The 17,023-nt window shown below is 66.9% G+C and carries 15 protein-coding genes; 7 read left to right on the forward strand and 8 right to left on the reverse strand.

The window, feature by feature from the left end:
• Positions 1-65 precede the first annotated feature (65 nt).
• Entirely contained in the window at positions 66-608 is a 543-nt protein-coding gene (locus tag IEX88_RS14750) for a copper chaperone PCu(A)C (RefSeq protein ID WP_188852005.1), read from the forward strand.
• 134 nt (positions 609-742) lie between these two features.
• Here IEX88_RS14750 and IEX88_RS14755 read toward each other — a convergent pair whose 3' ends face one another.
• On the reverse strand, positions 743-1,963 hold the full coding sequence (locus IEX88_RS14755) for an adenylate/guanylate cyclase domain-containing protein (RefSeq protein WP_188852007.1): 1,221 nt from the start codon (positions 1,961-1,963) through the stop codon (positions 743-745).
• Positions 1,964-2,239: 276 nt separating this feature from the next.
• Here IEX88_RS14755 and IEX88_RS14760 point away from each other — a divergent pair, with 276 nt between their 5' ends.
• The 3 genes from IEX88_RS14760 (at position 2,240) to IEX88_RS14770 (ending at position 4,664) form a co-directional block, all read left to right on the forward strand.
• Positions 2,240-3,100 carry a transglutaminase-like domain-containing protein gene (locus IEX88_RS14760; RefSeq protein WP_188852009.1) on the forward strand — a complete coding sequence of 287 codons (861 nt, stop codon included), beginning with the start codon at positions 2,240-2,242 and terminating at the stop codon, positions 3,098-3,100.
• A gap of 111 nt (positions 3,101-3,211) precedes the next feature.
• Entirely contained in the window at positions 3,212-4,342 is a 1,131-nt protein-coding gene (locus IEX88_RS14765) for a YihY/virulence factor BrkB family protein (protein ID WP_188852012.1), read from the forward strand.
• A gap of 166 nt (positions 4,343-4,508) precedes the next feature.
• The gene (locus IEX88_RS14770; protein ID WP_188852014.1) at positions 4,509-4,664 is read left to right on the forward strand and encodes a DUF1127 domain-containing protein; all 156 of its coding nucleotides are present in this window, start codon (positions 4,509-4,511) and stop codon (positions 4,662-4,664) included.
• 96 nt (positions 4,665-4,760) lie between these two features.
• Here the strand turns inward: IEX88_RS14770 and IEX88_RS14775 are convergent, their stop codons facing one another.
• Both IEX88_RS14775 and pcsA read right to left on the reverse strand, forming a co-directional pair.
• Positions 4,761-5,735 carry a quinone oxidoreductase family protein gene (locus tag IEX88_RS14775; protein WP_188852016.1) on the reverse strand — a complete coding sequence of 325 codons (975 nt, stop codon included), beginning with the start codon at positions 5,733-5,735 and terminating at the stop codon, positions 4,761-4,763.
• A complete protein-coding gene (pcsA, locus tag IEX88_RS14780; RefSeq protein ID WP_188852018.1) occupies positions 5,732-6,475 on the reverse strand; it encodes a phosphatidylcholine synthase in 744 nt (247 codons plus the stop codon). The genes IEX88_RS14775 and pcsA overlap by 4 nt, the downstream gene beginning before the upstream one ends.
• A 143-nt stretch (positions 6,476-6,618) precedes the next feature.
• Between pcsA and IEX88_RS14785 the strand changes: the two genes are divergently transcribed.
• Positions 6,619-7,839 carry a UbiH/UbiF family hydroxylase gene (locus IEX88_RS14785; protein WP_188852020.1) on the forward strand — a complete coding sequence of 407 codons (1,221 nt, stop codon included), beginning with the start codon at positions 6,619-6,621 and terminating at the stop codon, positions 7,837-7,839.
• On the opposite strand, the gene IEX88_RS14790 is transcribed toward IEX88_RS14785, so the two are convergent.
• The gene (locus IEX88_RS14790) at positions 7,804-8,769 is read right to left on the reverse strand and encodes an AEC family transporter (protein ID WP_188852022.1); all 966 of its coding nucleotides are present in this window, start codon (positions 8,767-8,769) and stop codon (positions 7,804-7,806) included. The genes IEX88_RS14785 and IEX88_RS14790 overlap by 36 nt on opposite strands.
• Positions 8,770-9,010: 241 nt before the next feature.
• Between IEX88_RS14790 and hspQ the strand changes: the two genes are divergently transcribed.
• A complete protein-coding gene (hspQ, locus tag IEX88_RS14795) occupies positions 9,011-9,334 on the forward strand; it encodes a heat shock protein HspQ (RefSeq protein WP_188852024.1) in 324 nt (107 codons plus the stop codon).
• A 70-nt stretch (positions 9,335-9,404) separates the two neighbouring features.
• On the opposite strand, the gene IEX88_RS14800 is transcribed toward hspQ, so the two are convergent.
• Positions 9,405-10,016 (reverse strand): invasion associated locus B family protein, encoded by a 612-nt coding sequence (locus IEX88_RS14800; protein ID WP_188852439.1) that lies wholly within the window; start codon positions 10,014-10,016, stop codon positions 9,405-9,407.
• Positions 10,017-10,266: 250 nt separating this feature from the next.
• Here IEX88_RS14800 and IEX88_RS14805 point away from each other — a divergent pair, with 250 nt between their 5' ends.
• Entirely contained in the window at positions 10,267-12,111 is a 1,845-nt protein-coding gene (locus tag IEX88_RS14805) for an extracellular solute-binding protein (RefSeq protein WP_244640207.1), read from the forward strand.
• 240 nt (positions 12,112-12,351) lie between these two features.
• Here the strand turns inward: IEX88_RS14805 and IEX88_RS14810 are convergent, their stop codons facing one another.
• The 3 genes from IEX88_RS14810 to IEX88_RS14820 all read right to left on the reverse strand — a co-directional run bounded on the left by IEX88_RS14810 (position 12,352) and on the right by IEX88_RS14820 (position 16,947).
• Entirely contained in the window at positions 12,352-12,969 is a 618-nt protein-coding gene (locus IEX88_RS14810) for a hypothetical protein (protein WP_188852027.1), read from the reverse strand.
• Between the two features lie 175 nt (positions 12,970-13,144).
• Positions 13,145-16,654: a transcription-repair coupling factor gene (mfd, locus tag IEX88_RS14815; protein ID WP_188852030.1), complete on the reverse strand. Its 3,510-nt coding sequence runs from the start codon at positions 16,652-16,654 to the stop codon at positions 13,145-13,147.
• Complete coding sequence (locus IEX88_RS14820) at positions 16,651-16,947, reverse strand: FAD assembly factor SdhE (RefSeq protein ID WP_188852032.1); 297 nt, start codon at positions 16,945-16,947, stop codon at positions 16,651-16,653. Before IEX88_RS14820 ends, mfd begins: the two co-directional genes overlap by 4 nt.
• Positions 16,948-17,023: the final 76 nt, after the last annotated feature.

Genomic DNA, 17,023 nt, shown 5'->3' on the forward strand with positions numbered 1-17,023 from the left:
GTCAGTCCAGGATGCCCTCCGCAGTGCCATCAGCGCCTGCCCGCGTCCGCCCAGAGAGGCCCATCATGTCCCCCTTCCCGTCTTACCGTCGTCTGTCTGCTCTCCATGGTCTGTTCGGCGCCGTCGCCCTTGTCGGCCTTACCGTGGCCGTTGCGCCGTCGGGCGCCCTCGCCCACGAATACAAGGTCGGCGCGATCGAAATCGCCCATCCCTGGAGCCGCGCGACGCCGCCCGGCGCCAAGACCGGCGCGGGCTATCTCGGCCTGACCAACGAGGGTGCGGACGCCGACCGGCTGGTCGGCGCGAGCTCGCCGGTCGCGGCGAAGGTCGAGGTCCACCAGATGTCTGTCGTCGACGGCATCATGAAGATGGGCGCCGTCGAAGGCGGCCTGGAAATCCCCGCCGGCGGCACGGTCGCGCTCGAGCCGGGTGGCTATCACCTGATGCTGACCGGGCTGACCCGGCCGCTGGTCGAGGGCGAAAAGGTGCCGCTGGCCCTCGTCTTCGAAAGGGCCGGCCGGGTCGAGGTCGAACTCGCGGTCGACAAGATCGGCGCAAAAGCGCCGGCGGACGGCGCCGAGGGCAAAGCCCACCATCATCCTGAGTAGTCGGCCCAGGCTTCTGCCTTGCACCGACGCTGGCCTTCGTCGCGACGACGGGGGCCAGCGGTTCTGTTTCTGCCGATGACGGTCGATCGTCTCGGCCCGGCGGCAGCCCGCCGCTCGGGCCGACGGGCGGGAAGCTAAGGCATCCGCAGGGCAAAGACCTCGAGGGGCTCGCCGAGGCCCTTCAGCGGGTGGAAGCCGACAGGGTCCATGGCATCCATCTGTCCCGCCATTTCGGCGAAGGCGCGCGAGACCAGAACAGGACGCTTCACCTCCTTCGTCAGCGTCTCCAGCCGCGATGCGACATTGACGGCCGGACCGATGACGGTGAAGTCGAGCCGCTTTTGCGAGCCGATATTGCCGTACATGACGTCGCCGACATGGATGCCGATGCCATAGCCGAGCGCGTCGTGCCCCAGCCGGGCATGCTCCGCATTGACCGCGACCATCGCCGCCTGCGCCTCGGAAACCGATCGCAGAAGGGCAGCGCAGGCATCGGGATTGCTGAGCGGAAAGATGGCGAGCAGGCCGTCTCCGACGAATTTCAGGATCTCGCCGCCATTGCGCTCGATCGGCTCCGACATGGCGTCGAAATAGCCGTTGAGCAGGTCGATGACATGGTCGCGCGGCCAGAGTTCCGAGATGGTGGTGAAGTCGCGCAGGTCGCAGATCAGGATGGCGGCGCCCACCGTCACGCCGCTGCCGCGCCGCGTCGCGCCGGCCAGGATGAGCTCGCTGGCGTGCGGGCCGACATAGGTTTCCAGAAGCGTGCGGGCTAGCCGGTTCTTCACCCGGATTTCGCTGACGAGGGCGAGGACGGGCAAGAGATCGGCGAGGCAGCGCAGTTCGCTGTCCTCGAAGCCGCCGGGGCGGTCGGTCGCGAAGCTCACCACATGGCGCTTGCCGCCGGTGTGCAGGATCGGCCAGGCGACGTAGTCCGTCAGACCCTCGGCGGCGAGGTCGTCGAAGATCGAATGCGGGAAGGCATGCCCGGCCGGCAGGTCCAGCCGCTGCCGGACTTCGTCGGCCCCGTTGTCGATCTCGCTGACGGGACTGTCGATGTATTGCGGGGTGACGAGGACGCCATGGTCGAACAGGTCGATCTCGCAGTCCGGCTGATCCTTCCGCCACAGGATCCGCGCACCCAGCCATTGCGGATGCTGGATGGTGAAGGCGAGTGTCGCGCGTGCAATGCTCACGCCTTCGGCGCGCAGCCGCTCGCAGAGCCCGGCGAAGATGTTGTCGATGAACCGCTCGTCGCGCGTACCATTCACCAGCCAGTCGAGAATCGGGCTGTGTCGCGTCGGCCAGTGCAGGCTGTCGCTGGGCGGGATCAGGTCGGCCGTCTGAAGAGTCATCGTCTGTCTCCGGGTCGAGACGCCTCACCTAAGCTCTCTCCGGGCGATCCGCCACCCTGCCCGGTCCACCCCGCCGATCGATCGTGATGGGCCGCCATCATGGCGGGAACCGACAGCGTGGAACCCTTCCTGCCGGCGACGATTGTCCGGGCGTCATGGACCGCACCTTGCTGGGGACTTCGCGGTCGACGAGGCTGTCGGGCACTGGGCGGTCGAAGCCGGGATTCGCCGATGAGCGGCGAGCTTCCGCGCGATGGGGAACGAGGAAATATGGGCGTGCGCTACAAACTGGGATGCGAGCTTTCCTATGAGGTTCAGGGACCGACCGTCTTCATCTTCAATCTGGAAGTGGCGAAGCTCCAGCGCCATCGCGATCTTACCGAGCACCTGACGATCACGCCCGATCATTCCCGCCGCAGCTATGTCGTACCGGACATCCACAACCGCTATTTCGCGCTGTCCGCCGAGGCCGGGCCGCTGCAGGTGAAATACGAGGCGGAGGTGACGCTCGACGTGTTCCGCGCCGATCCCGACACGATCAGGGAGACGCCGCTCGAAGCCCTGCCGCTCGACATCATGCCCTTCCTCCTGCCCTCGCGATTCGTCTCGTCGGACCGGCTGAGCGCCTTCGCGCAGAAGGAGTTCGGGCAGTTGCCGAAGGGCCATAACCGGGTGACGGCGATCTGCAACTGGATCTATGACAATCTCGACTACCAGCCCGGCTCTTCCGATTCGCAGACCACCGCCGACGAGAGTCTGATCCTGCGCGCCGGCGTCTGCCGCGACTTCGCCCATCTCGGCACGGCTTTCTGCCGGGCCCTGAACATCCCGGCCCGCTTCGTCAGCTGCTATGCCTATGGGCTAGAGCCCCGCGACTTCCACGCCGTGTTCGAGGCCTATCTTGACGGCCGCTGGTGGCTGTTCGACGCCACGCGGCAGGCCAATCTCGACGGGCTGGTGCGCATCGGCGTCGGCCGCGACGCGGCGGAGATCGCCTTCGCCACGCCCTTCGGGCCGTTTCAGCCGGGGCCAATCAAGATCACCATCGACCATGCTGACGGATCGCCGGAACTTCCGGGACGGACCACGGACGCGATTTCGACCGAAGAGCCGGCCCCCAATGCCGGCGCCAACTGATCCTGCCGCCCGAGACGGCGCCAGCTGGGGCGCCGGGCGACATCGCACAATGCGGTGCAGAGGCCGCCGTCCTGCGCGGCGGACGCTAGCCTGAACAGGGAGAACGACACGATGCGGCAGCTGCAACGACGGAGCAGACCCTTCGCCTCCGACCTCGCCCTGGGTCTGGCCTCCGGCGCAGCGCTGACGCTGCTCGGCTTCATGGCCGGGCGCAGCCGCGACGGCGCGCGAGAGGAAAGCGACGAGGCGTCCTGGCGCGGAAGGAAAAGCGATGTGGCGGCGCCCGTCGCCGACCCCGGACGAGGGCGGACGGCCGACACGCCCTCCGCCATGCCCGCCCAGGGATGGAAAGATATCCTCCTGCGCGTGTTCCGGGAGTTCTCCGAGGACCGGCTGATGCTCGTCGCGGCCGGTGTCACCTTCTACGTCCTCCTGGCGCTTTTTCCGGCGATCACCGCGCTCATCTCCATCTACGGACTGTTCACCGATACTGCCGGTCTCACCGAGCAGATCCGGGCGCTTTCGGGCGTGTTGCCGGGCGGTGCCGTCGACATCGTCAGCGAGCAGATGGCCCGTGTCGCCGGCCAAGGCGACGGGGCTCTCGGCCTCGGACTCTTGTTCGGCCTCGGCCTCGCCTTGTGGAGCGCCAATGCCGGCATGAAGACCCTCTTCGATGCGCTGAACATCGTCTATGAGGAGAAGGAGAAACGCAGCTTCGTGCGCCTGACGCTCATTTCACTGGCCTTCACGCTCGGCTCTCTCGTCTTCGTGCTGCTGACGCTCGGGGCCATCGTCGTCCTTCCCATCGCCCTGAAGTTCGTCGGCCTCGGCGGCCTGGAAGCCTGGCTGCTGCTCCTGCGCTGGCCAGCCATGCTCGTGGTCGCCGTTCTCGGCCTGACGCTGATCTACCGCGTCGGTCCCAGCCGGACTGGTGCGAAATGGCGCTGGCTGTCCTGGGGCGCGATTCTCGCCGCGGTACTGTGGCTCGGTTTCTCGCTCGCCTTTTCCTGGTACGTCACGAATTTCGGCAATTACGACGAGACCTATGGTTCGCTCGGGGCGGCGATCGGCTTCATGACCTGGATCTGGATCTCGACCATCCTGGTCCTGATCGGGGCCGAGCTCAACGCCGAGCTGGAGCACCAGACCGCGGTCGACACGACAGTCCATCAGCCGCGCCCGATGGGGACCCGCGGCGCCGAAATGGCGGATACGCTGGGGAAGGCGCACGGCGCGGACTGAGCGCGCCCGTCACGGCGCGGCACATCGGGGGTGCCAGTCAGGCATCCTGACCGTCACCTCACTGTCACAATATGCACTACGTGCATATCTTCTGTGCGCCAGATGCACTTCTTTTGGGCAGGGACAAAGCCTATCTGACGGTCACAACATTGGAATGGACCGTTACATGTTTTCCCAGATCGCCAAGCGCTTCCGCGCCTACCAGGCCCACCGCAAGGTCGCCAGCCACCTGTCGCGCATGGACGACCGCGAACTCTCCGACATCGGCATCAGCCGTAGCGAGATCGAGTACGCCGTCCAGCGGGGACGCCTCCAGCATTAAGCTCTGGTCGCCCGATTGAAAAAGGCCCGTCGCTCCTGGAGCGGCGGGCCTTTTTGTTTTGGCGGCCTTCGTCACCGCATTGCGACGGGGCGCATCTCACACCGTGAGGATTGTCGCGCCCGTGGTCTTGCGCGCTTCGAGGTCGCGATGCGCCTCGGCGGCGTCCGCCAGAGGATAGGTCTGGTCGATCCGCACCTTCACCGCGCCCGAGGCGATGACGTCGAACAGGGCGCCGGCCGACTCTTCGCGCTCTTCCCGGTTGCTGACATAGCCGAAGAGGCTCGGCCGCGTGGCGAACAGCGAGCCCTTCTGGTTGAGGATCGACAGGTCGATGTCCGGCAGCTTCCCCGAGGACTGGCCGAAGGTGGCCCAGAGACCCCGTCGCTTCAGGCAGTCGAGGCTCTTCGGGAACGTATCCTTGCCGACCGAATCATAGACGACGTCGCACTTCTTACCGTCGGTGATCTCCAGCACGCGCGCGACGAAATCCTCCTCGCGGTAGTTGATCATGTGATCGTAGCCGTGCTCGAGCGCGAGCGCGCATTTCTCCGCCGATCCGGCCGTGCCGATGACGGTGGCGCCGAGATGTTTTGCCCACTGTCCCGCAATCAGGCCGACGCCGCCGGCGGCGGCATGGAACAGCATGACGGTGCCCGGCCCGACCGGAAACGTCCGTCGCAGCAGATATTCCGCCGTCATCCCCTTCAGCATCACGGCGGCGGCCGTTTCCGAGGCGATCGCCTCGGGAAGCTTGACCACCTCGTCGGCGTCGATGACCAGCCGCTCGGCATAGCTGCCATTCGCCCCGCTATAGGCGACGCGATCGCCGACGGCGACCGAGGTTACGCCCTCGCCGAGGGCCACCACCGTCCCGGCGCCCTCCTTGCCGAGGACGAAGGGCATGGAGGCCGGCTTGTAGAGGCCGGTGCGGAAGTAGACGTCGATGAAGTTGACGCCGGCGGCCGCCTGCTCGACGAGGATCTCGCCCGGGCCTGGCTGGCCGATATCGCGCTCCTCCCAGGACAGGACCTCAGGGCCTCCGAAGGCGTGTACCACCATCGCTTTCGTCATTCGGCATCTCCCAGTTTGGCTTGCTTGCGGCCGCCGAGCCAGTCGACGACCTGGACGACGGCACCGATCGAAAAGAGATAGAGCCCCGTCGCCAGGATGCCGGCCTTCGCCCAACCGGGCAGGTCGAAGCTGTAGTAGAGGGCGAGGAGCCCGAAGACCGACCAGAGCGCCACGATCGCGAGATTGAGCGGGCGCAGCCGCTTCACCCGGACGGGGTGAAGGAACTTGATCGGCAGGAAGGTGGCGATCGAGCAGAACGCGACGAAGGCGAAGGCGGTGATCTCGCTCGGCTGCACGGCGAAGAAGGTGAACACCACCATGTTCCAGGCGACCGGAAAGCCACGGAAGAAATAGTCGGTCGTCTTCATCCGCGTGTCGGCATAGTAGATCGCGCTGGAGATGACGATCATGCCGGCCGCCACGAAGGACAGGGGGCCACTGATCATGCCCGACTCATAGAGCGCGAAGGCCGGGATGATCACATAGGTCGCGTAATCGATGATCTGGTCGAGCACGTCGCCCGACCAGTTCGGCAGCACGCGCAAAATATCGACCTTGCGCGCCATCGGGCCGTCGATGGCGTCGACGAAGAGGGCGAAGCCCAGCCAGCCGAACATCGCCACCCAGCGGTGGTCGGCGGCGGCAATGATCGACAGAAAGGCCCAGAAGGCACCGCTGGCCGTCAGAAGATGCACGGCGAAGGCGCGCCGCTGTTCCCATTTCGATACCGGCTCGGCCATGTCTTCCCGTACTCGTTGTCGCAGGGACGGCTCGCTGCGCGGTCCCCCATTGCTTAAAGCTGTATCGTCCGTATGTCTGAAATCAAAGGGAAACAGGGCATCGGGCGCCGCTTCTTTGGCCTGGGTCACGGAAAGGGAACAGTATGGGACATCTGAGGAGCGAGATTGCCGTCGTCGGCGGGGGGCTTTCCGGTTACGCCACGGCGATCGGCTTTGCAGCGGCCGGCTTCGATACCGTGCTGGTGGCGCCCACTCCCACGCGCGAGGACAGGCGCTCCACCGCGCTGATCGGGCCGTCCGTGGCCTTCCTGGAAGAACTGGGCGTGTTCGCGGCGGTTCGCGCCGTGGCCGAACCGCTGGCCGTGATGCGGATCATCGACGACACCGGCCGGCTCCTGCGCGCCCCGACCCTCTCCTTCGACGCCGCCGAAATCGGCCTGGCCGCCTTTGGCTTCAACGTGCTGAACGCGGATCTGATGCAGGCGCTGACGGAGCGGGCGCGGGCCCTGGACAGCCGGCTGCGCATCGTCGACCAGGCGGTGGACGATCTCCGCATTGCCGCGGACGAGGCCGTGCTGCATCTCGGCGACGGCACGACCCTCACCGCCTGTCTCGTCGTCGGCGCCGACGGGCGCAACTCGTTGGTGCGCGAGCGGTCTGACATCGCCTGCCGCGCCTGGGCCTATCCGCAGACGGCCATCGTCCTCAACTTCGCGCATCGGCGCGATCACGGCGGCATCTCGACGGAATTCCACCGGACCACCGGTCCCTTCACCCAGGTTCCCCTGCCCGGTCGCCGTTCGTCGCTGGTCTGGGTCGAGACGCCAGAGACGGCCGACCTGATCGTCGATCTGAAGCCGGAACGGCTGGAGAGGATGATCGAGGAACGCCTGCATTCGATCCTCGGTGCGGTAACGCTGGACGGCCCGGTGCAGAGCTTTCCGCTAAAGGGCGCCAGCGCCGCGCGCCTGACCGCGCCGCGCGTCGCCCTGGTCGGCGAGGCGGCGCATGTGTTTCCCCCGATCGGCGCGCAGGGCCTCAATCTCGGCCTGCGCGACGCCGAGGCGATCATCTCGGCCGCGGAAGACGGTCGCGACGATCCCGGCCGTCCGTCCGTCCTGTCGGCCTACGAGGCGGCGCGGCGCGGCGACGTGATGTCGCGCAGCGTCGGCGTCGACCTGCTCAACCGGTCCCTGCTCGCCGGACTCCTGCCGACCCAGGCGGCGCGGGCGGCCGGCCTGTCGGCGCTGGCGGCCCTGCCCTTCCTGCGTCGCTTCGCCATGCGCGAAGGCGTCTCGCCCGGCGCCGGATTCAAGGGCATCGCGCGCTCAGTGCGCGAAGGGATCGGCGGGGAGAACGCCTGACGACATCAGGTAGAGCGCCAGCGTCACCGTCACGACGGACGCGAGGGTGGTGACGAGGACCGCGGCCGAGGCCCGCTCGACCCAGACCCCGTATTGCTGCGCGATGACGAAGACATTGGTCGCCACCGGCAGGCAGGCAAGCAGCACCGCGACCTTCACCCAGACCGGATCAAACGGTCCGGCGAAGGCCAGGAAGAGATAGACGACGATCGGGTGCAGGACGAGCTTGGCCGGCACGATGTAGCCGAGTTCGGGCGGCACCCGCTTCAGCGGACGCAGCGCCAGCGTCACCCCCATGGCGAACAGCGCGCAGGGCGCGGCAGCGCTCGCGAGCAGGGTCAGCAGCCGGTCGATCGGCGCCGGCAGATGCAGGCCGAGGAGCGCCGCGCCGATCCCGACGATGGTCGCGAGGATGAAGGGATGGGTGAAGATGCGGGTCAGCACCTCGGCCATCATCGCCGGCACGGAGCGGCCGGATCGCCCACCCAGGGCCATGCACAGCGGCGCCAGCACGAAATGCAGCGTGTTGTCGAAGCAGAAGATCAGCGCCACGGGTACGGTCGCCTCCGGCCCGAAAGCCGCGATGGCCAGCCCCGGACCCATGTAGCCGATATTGCCGTAGGCCGCCGCCAGTCCCTGGATCGTCGACGCGGGGACGTCGCCGCGCGTTCGCGCATAGCCGGCGGAGAAGATCGTGAGGAAGATGGCGAAGGTGGCGAGCGTCGTCGCAGTGATGAAGGCGGGATTGGCGAGCCGTTCGACAGGCGTCTTCGACAGGAGCTGGAAGAACATCGCCGGCAAAGCGAGATAGACGACGAAGACCTGCAGCCAGGCGAGCCCCTCGATCGGGCGCGGCGTTGCCCGGCCGGTGCCGTAGCCAAGTCCGATCAGGGCGAAATAGGGGAAGATCAGCCCGAGGATGGCGATCAAGGCCGGCATCCGGCGCTGCGCGGTCCCGTCCGCGCGGGGAACGAGGAAGCCGCCGAGCGGGTTTTCGAAGGGCCGACGGCGCGCTTGCCGACAGCGCCGATCTGGCCCGATGTTTGCATATTGCCCACCACAATGATTATCCGGCAGTACACGACATTGGTGGTAGACAAGGCAGCCCGGGACCGGTGCCTGATTTCAGCGGCATCGGCCGGGCCGAATTAACAGACCCATGAAGGCCGCCATGCAGACAGCTCGTTTTTTCATCGGTCAAGTCGTCCGGCACCGGTTCTTCCCCTTCCGCGGCGTGATCTTCGACGTCGATCCGCAATTCGGCAATACCGAGGAATGGTACCAGTCCATCCCCGAGGAAGTCCGTCCGCGCAAGGACCAGCCCTTCTACCACCTCTTCGCCGAGAACGCCGAGACCGAATATGTCGCCTATGTCTCCGAGCAGAACCTTCTGCCCGACGACACCGACACGCCGGTCCGACATCCCCAGGTGAACGAGATGTTCGACGGGCCGATCGACGGCGCCTACCGCATCAAGGGCGCGCATCGTCACTGACCCGAAAGGCTGGGATGGCCGACAGCAAAACGGCGGCTCCGAGGAGCCGCCGTTTTGCATTGAGATCGGATTACTGTGCCGGTGCGCTCTTGGCGGCGGCCTGCGCCTCTTCGAACTTCTTGCGGCGGGCCTCGGCCTGCTGCTTCAGCGCGTCGTTCAGCTCCTGCTGGCGCTGCGCCAGTTCCGGCTGGGCGACGGGCGGGCCGTCATAGGCCTTGCTGAACCCCGACAAGGTGATCTTGATCGGGTTGGGCTGACGCTGGAAATTGATCGACGTCACGGTCAGGCCATTGCCCTTCTTCATGCCGGCGATGATCGCGTCGGTCAGCTGGGCCTCGGCGATGCAGCGGTCGGGGAAGCAGACGGAATAGTTCATGCCCTGCGGCGCGCTCTGGTCGACCTGCATCTGGACGCCGGCCGGAATGACGCGGCCGGTGGGGACGACGACCTGCAGGACGCGCTGGTTGACCTTGCCCTTGACGTCGATGAGGTTGATCGCGGTCACCAGCTGACGCGTGTCGGCGATCAGCGTGAACTGGGTGTTGCAGATGTCGTTGTCGCCCTGCTTGGTGCAGACCTTGAACCACTGCGGCGCGGAGCCGCCTGCAGCCGCCGCGGGAGCGGCAGGTGCGGCAGGTGCGGCGGCCTGGGCGGCGGCGGCGGTCATCCCCGCGCCGAGCATCGCCAGAGCGATGGCCCCGGCGGCGAGCGCTTGGACGGGGGCGTTGTGCAAACGGATCTTCACGGGTCGTGCTTCCTCTCGGGCGTCTATCTCAAGCGTGCTGACGGTTCCTTAGACCGTGTGGTGCTCTTTCGCAAATACGGCCGTTTGAAGGCTTTGGCGCTCGCGTCCGACGACCGGCACGCGGTAGGCAAAGCCATGCGAAGCCGATAAGAATCCGCGCGACCCTCTACCGGAGAAATCACGTCCCATGGCCTTTCGGATGCTCGTGCCGACCCTTGCCACCGCATTATTGGCCTTCACGGCCCTCGGCACGGCAGCCTTGTCCGCGCTGGCGGCGCCGATGCATGGCATCGCCATGCAGGGCGAGCCGAAGCTGCCGGCCGACTTCCCACATTTTCCCTTCGTCAATCCGGACGCGCCGCAGGGCGGGACGATGCACTACGGCGTGTTCGGCACCTTCGACAATCTCAGCCCGATCATCGTGCGCGGCGCGACGACCACGGCGCGCGGCATCTGGGCGGATCCGGAATACGGCAATCTGGTCTTCGAGCCGCTGATGCAGCGCAGCCCGGACGAGCCCTTCACGCTCTATGGTCTTCTGGCCGAGAGCGTCGAGACGGACGACGCCCGCACCTTCGTCGAGTTCACCCTGGACCCCCGCGCGAAATTTTCCGACGGCAGACCGGTGACGGTGGAGGACGTTCTCTTCACCACCGACATGATGAAGCAGATCGGCATCGTCCGGCCGCAATACACCGCCTGGCTGCAGAAGGTGGACCGGATCGAGAAGGTCGGCGAACGCGGCGTGCGCTTCACCTTCAACGACAAGGCCGACCGCGAGCTGCCGCTGCTCTTGGCCGGTCTGCCGGTGTTGCCCGAACACGGCTTCGACCGCGCGACCTTCGAACGCACCACGCTCGAGCCGCTGATCGGCTCCGGCCCCTATGTCATCGACAAGGTCGAGCCCGGCCAGCGCATCACCTATCGCCGCAACCCCGATTACTGGGCCCGGGATCTGCCGGTGAAGCGCGGCGTCGACAACTACGACAGGATCGTGATCGAATATTTCCGCGACGCCAGCGCGCAGTTCGAGGCCTTCCAGAAGGGCCTCTACTACGTCTTCCCCGAGGGCAGCCCGCGCCATTGGCAGTCGGCTTACGATTTCCCGGCAGTCCGGGACGGGCGGGTGGTCAAGGAGACGTTCCAGACCGGCAAGCCCGCGGGGACCTACGGCTTCTTCTTCAACACGCGGCGGCCGGTGTTCCAGGACCGGGCGGTTCGGTCGGCGCTCGGCCTCCTCTTCGATTTCGAATGGGCCAACAAGAACCTCTATTTTGGCGCCTACAAGCGGGTGACGAGCTTCTTCGAGAACTCCGAGCTGTCCAGCGTCGGCAAGCCCGCGAGCGAAGCGGAAAAGGCGCTGCTGGCCCCCTTCCCCGACGCGGTCACGCCCGAGGTGATGGCGGGCACATGGCGTCCCGCGGTCAGCGATGGTTCGGGCAGCGATCGCCGCTTGTTGCGGCAGGCCGTCGAGCAGCTGAAGCAAGCCGGCTACAGCTTTGCCGGCGGCAAGATGGTCGGCCCGGGTGGCCAGCCGCTCGCCTTCGAGATCCTCGCCCAGAACGCCGACCAGGCGCGGATCGCGCAGGGCTTTGCCGGCACGCTCTCGCGCATCGGCGTCGGCGTCAACATCCGGCAGGTCGATGACGCGCAGTATCAGCTGCGCAAGCAGGGGTTCGACTACGACATGCTGATGTCGTCCTTCACCTCCTCGCTGTCGCCGGGTGCCGAACAGCGCGGCCGCTGGGGCTCGGGCGCGCGCGACGCCAACGGATCGTTCAACTTCGCCGGCACGGCGGAGCCGGCGATCGACGCGCTGATCGACGCGATGACGCAGGCCCGCAGCCGTGAGGATTTTGTCGCAGCCGTGCGTGCTTACGACCGCGTGCTGATCTCCGGCCAGTACATCGTGCCGCTGTTCTACATCCCCGACCAGTGGCTCGCCCGCTGGAGTTTCATCAAACATCCCGAGGTGACGCCACTGACGGGGTATTACCTGCCTTCGTTCTGGCGCGAGTCGACGAGCGAGTAGCCGTCGGTGGATACTGGCTTCTTCTCCCGGGTGGAAGAAAATGGTCCTGACGCCTTCGCTCGCAGGATCTCGATCGTCGACGTGGGCGACAAGCTTCTTCTCCCCTCTGGGGAGAAGGTCGCGGCAGCGGGATGAGGGGAGCGCCGTCGGCGGTCGTCCTGACGCGTCGGCCCCCTCATCCGGCCCTTCGGGCCACCTTCTCCCCCATGGGGAGAAGAAAATGGTCCTGACGCCGCTGCGTTACACGATCCCCCGCCAGACCTCTTCGTGGCTGCCGCCATGGTTCGCCATGCCGGGCTTCGTCAGGCAGCCCTTCGGCGCGACGAAACTGTCGATCCGCCGGACAGGACGCTCGTGCCACGAGAGATTGAAGGCGAAGTAGCGCGGGAAGAACTGCATTGACGCATAGGGTAGATGGTCGTGAATCCACCAGGCGAGCCGCTGCCAATCACCCGGTGCCTGGAAGCGGTCCCAGAAAGCCGGGACGACAACGCAGGCGGTCGCACCCATGCAGCCATCTGCATCGCGCCGATCCCAGATGTGGCCCGCAACGTCGTTGGCGGCGCAGTTGTAGCCCGCCTTGCCCGCTCGCTGCTGCGCGCAGCCAAAACCGTTGACCTCCACCGAGCGGTAGGAGGAGCGCACCGCCAGCCGGCCGAAGACGTCCTGCAACGGTTCGAGAAGATCCTCGCAGAGCCGCGTACCGGCGGCGATCGCGAGGTCGGGGTCGTCCGGCAGGTTGGCGAGGCGGTGAATCGTCGCGATGTCGGAATACAGGAAGTCGCGCATGAAGAAGGTCTTCGACAGCCGCGTCCGGCCGAAGTCGGTCAGCGCCTGAACCGATTGTGGTTTCCGCATCCGCTGTCCCCTCGCATCGGCCCCGATCGGCGGAGGACAGCAGAGGCGAATCGCGGCGGGCCCGCAACCCGATTTCCGGGAACGGCGCCCGTAGGCGCCCTGCCCGATCACCGGCGTGCAGCGGCCGCTGTCAGGCCGCGCCGGCCATCGGCCCGGGCCGGATGGTCGTCGCCCCTCACGCCGCCTTCTTCACCGCCTCCTCGGCAAAACGCGCGAGCTGCGTGGCGATGGTCGCGGCGCCGGCGAGGCGCTTGGCCGGCTCCGTCCAGTCGCGCATGAGCACGATCGACTGGTCCGGCCGGATTTTGGCCGCCGCGCCCTGCTCCGAGATGTAGCGCACCAGCGCGATCGGGTTGGCAAAAGTCTTGTCGCGGAACTGCACGACGAGGCCCTTCGGGCCTGCATCGAGCTTTTCGATATTGGCGCGTCGGCACAGTGCCTTGATGTAGACGACCTTCAGAAGGTGCTCGACCTCGTCCGGCAGCGGGCCGAAACGATCGATCATCTCGGCGCCGAAAGCGTCGATCTCGCGGATGTCGGAGAGATCGGCAAGGCGCCGGTAGAGGCTCATGCGCAGCTGCAGGTCGGGGACGTAGGTTTCCGGGATCATCACGGCGCTGCCGAGGCTGATCATCGGCGACCACTGGCCGTCGCCGACGTCCGGCTCGCCCTTCATCTCGGCCACGGCCTCCTCCAGCATCTGCTGGTAGAGCTCGAATCCGACTTCCTTGACGTGGCCGCTCTGCTCGTCGCCGAGGAGGTTGCCAGCGCCGCGCTGGTCTAGGTCGTGGCTGGCGAGCTGGAAACCGGCGCCGAGCGTATCCAGCGACTGCAGCACCTTCAGCCGGCGGTCGGCCTGGGCGGTCAGCGTCTTGTTGGCGGGAATCGTCATCAGCGCATAGGCGCGCAGCTTCGAGCGGCCGACACGGCCGCGCAGCTGGTAGAGCTGGGCGAGGCCGAACATGTCGGCGCGGTGGACGATCATCGTGTTGGCCGAGGGGATGTCGAGGCCGGATTCGACGATCGTCGTCGACAGCAGCACGTCATACTGGCCCTCGTAGAAGGCGTTCATGATGTCCTCGAGCTCGCCCGCCCCCATCTGGCCATGGGCGACCGCAACCTTCAGCTCCGGCACGTGCTCGGACAGGAAGTCGTGGATCCCCTTGAGGTCGGCGAGGCGCGGAACGACGTAAAAGCTCTGGCCGCCGCGGTAGCGCTCGCGCAGCAGCGTCTCGCGCACCACCAGCGGGTCGAATGGCGTGATGAAGGTGCGCACGGCCATGCGGTCGACCGGCGCCGTGGTGATCAGCGACAGTTCGCGCACGCCGGTCAGCGCCAGCTGCAGCGTCCGCGGAATCGGCGTCGCCGACAGCGTCAGCACGTGGACGTCGCTCTTCAGCTCCTTCAGCCGCTCCTTGTGGCGGACGCCAAAGTGCTGCTCCTCGTCGATGATGAGAAGGCCGATGTTCTTGAAGGTGACGCCCTTGCCAAGCAGCGCGTGGGTGCCGACGACGATGTCGATCGTCCCGTCGGTGAGGCCCTTTTTTGTCGCCGCGAGATCCTTCGCCGTGACGAGGCGCGAGGCCTGGGCGACGTTCAGCGGCAGGCCGTGGAAGCGCTCGGAGAAGGTCTTGAAATGCTGGCGGGCGAGCAGCGTCGTCGGCACCACCACGGCCACCTGCAGGCCGTTCATCGCGGCGGTGAAGGCGGCGCGCAGCGCCACTTCCGTCTTGCCGAAGCCGACATCGCCGCAGACGAGGCGGTCCATCGGACGGCCGAGCGCGAGATCGTCGGCGACGGCGTCGATGGCGCTCTGCTGGTCCTCGGTCTCCTCATAGGGAAAGCGCGCGGCGAACTCGCCGGACAGGCCTTCGGGCGGCAGGAGTTTCGGCGCGCCGCGGGTCTGGCGCTCGGCGGCGATGCGAATGAGGCCGCCGGCCATGTCGAGCAGCCGCTTCTTCAGCTTGGCCTTGCGCGCCTGCCAGGCGCCGCCGCCGAGCTTGTCGAGAATGGTCTCCGAGCCCTCGCCGCCATAGCGCGAGAGGAGCTCGATGTTCTCGACCGGCAGGAACAGGCGGTCGTCGCCGGCGTAGCGGATTTCCAGGCAGTCGTGCGGGGCGCCGGCGGCCTGGATCGAGCGCAGGCCGACGAAGCGGCCGATGCCGTGATCGACATGGACGACGATGTCGTTCTCGTCGAGGCCGGAAACCTCGGCGATGAAATCGGCGCCGCGCTTCTTGCGGCGGGCTCTTCGCACCAGTCGGTCGCCGAGGATGTCCTGTTCGGCGATGACGGCGATGCGGTCGGTCTCGAAACCGGCCTCGATGCCGAGCACGGCCGTGGCGACGAGGTTCTTCGGCGCCTCCAGCGCCTGCTTGAAGCTCTCGACCGCCTTGAGGCCCCCGAGACCGTGTTCCTCGACGACCTGCACCAGGCGCTCGCGCGTGCCCTCCGACCAGGCGGCGAGGATCACCTTCAGGCCATTCGCCCGGAGCGTCGAGATATGCTCGACGGCGCGCTCGAAGACGTTGACGTCGCCCGCCGCGCGCTCGGCGGAGAAATTGCGGCCGCGGCTGACGTCGAGGTTCACCGTGTCGCGCCCGCCGGTATCGGGCAGCGCGAAGGCCGACAGCCGCACCGGATCGGCGCTGGCGATGCCGCCGATCAGCTCGTCCTCTGAAAGGTAAAGCTCGTCCGGATCGACCGGGTGGTACGGGACCGCCTCGCTCGTCCCCTCGCCCGCGCCCCGCTTGCGGCTCTCGTAATGGTCCTGGATGGTCTTGCGGCGCTCGGCCACGGCCTCCAGCACGAGATGGTCGAGGACGATGGGGAAGCCGGCGCAGTAGTCGAAGAGCGTGTCCAGCTTTTCGTAGAACAGCGGCAGCCAGTGCTCCATGCCGGAGAATCGGCGCCCCTCGCTGATCGCAGCATAAAGACCGTCATTGCGCAGCGGCGCGCCGAAACGCTTGAGGTAGTTGGTGCGGAAGCGGCTGATCGTCTCGTCCTTCAGCGACACTTCGCTGACGGGGGCGAGCTCAAAACTCTTGCGCTGGGCGGTGGTGCGCTGGGTGGCGGGATCGAAGGTCCGGATTGATTCCAGCGTGTCGCCGAAGAAGTCGAGCCGGATCGGCTCCTCGTCGCTCGGCGCGAACAGGTCGAGAATGCCGCCGCGCACGGCGAATTCGCCGCGCTCGCGCACGGTGGCCACACGCTCGAAGCCGCCGCGCTGCAGCACCTTGACGATGTGGTCCATGGCGATGCGGCCGCTCGCCTTGGCCGAGATCGTCTCGTCGGCCAGCACCTGCGCCGGCGGCATTTTCTGCAGTAGGGCATTGGCGGTGGTGAGGATCAGCGCGCGGTGCGGTTCGGCGCGCAGATTGCCGAGCGCCGTCATCGCCGAGAGGCGCATGGCCGCGGCATCGGCGGAGGGGCCGACGCGGTCGTAGGGCAGGCAGTCCCAGGCGGGCAGCGAGATGACCGGCAGGTCGGGCGCGACGAAGCGGAGCGCGTCCTCGAGCTCGGCCATGCGGTTGCCGTTGCGCATGACGAAGATCAGCGGCTTCTTCGGCGCCCGCTGCCGGGCGATCTCGGCGAGCAGGAAGGGCTCGTAGCCGTCGAGCACATTGCCGATCGACAGGCCGTGGCCGCCGCCGAGGGCCTTTGCCAGGCGCTCCTGGTTCTTCATCGCGCGACCGCTCCGTCGACGGCGCAGAAGCCCTTGATGCGGCGATAGAGCGGCGTGTCGAAAGCTTGGGGCACGGCGATTTCGTCGGTCAGCCACATGAAGACATCGCGGTCGATGGCATCCAGCAGCAGCTCGAAATCGCTGAGTTCGCTGTCGCTGAGGTCCGAAATCTCGGCGTCGGCGAATCGGCCGAAGACGAGGTCCATCTCGCGCATGCCGCGGTGCCAGGAGCGGAACAGGGCGCGCCTGCGGCGGACGTCGAGATCGGTGGAGGAGCGGCGCGTGCCTGACATGACATATCCGATGCTGGGATTGTGCTCCGTATATAGGGAGCGTTCGGCAGTGTCAGCCCATTGTCCGATTTGATGA

This window comes from Aureimonas glaciei, from assembly GCF_014643375.1.
Taxonomy (GTDB): domain Bacteria; phylum Pseudomonadota; class Alphaproteobacteria; order Rhizobiales; family Rhizobiaceae; genus Plantimonas; species Plantimonas glaciei.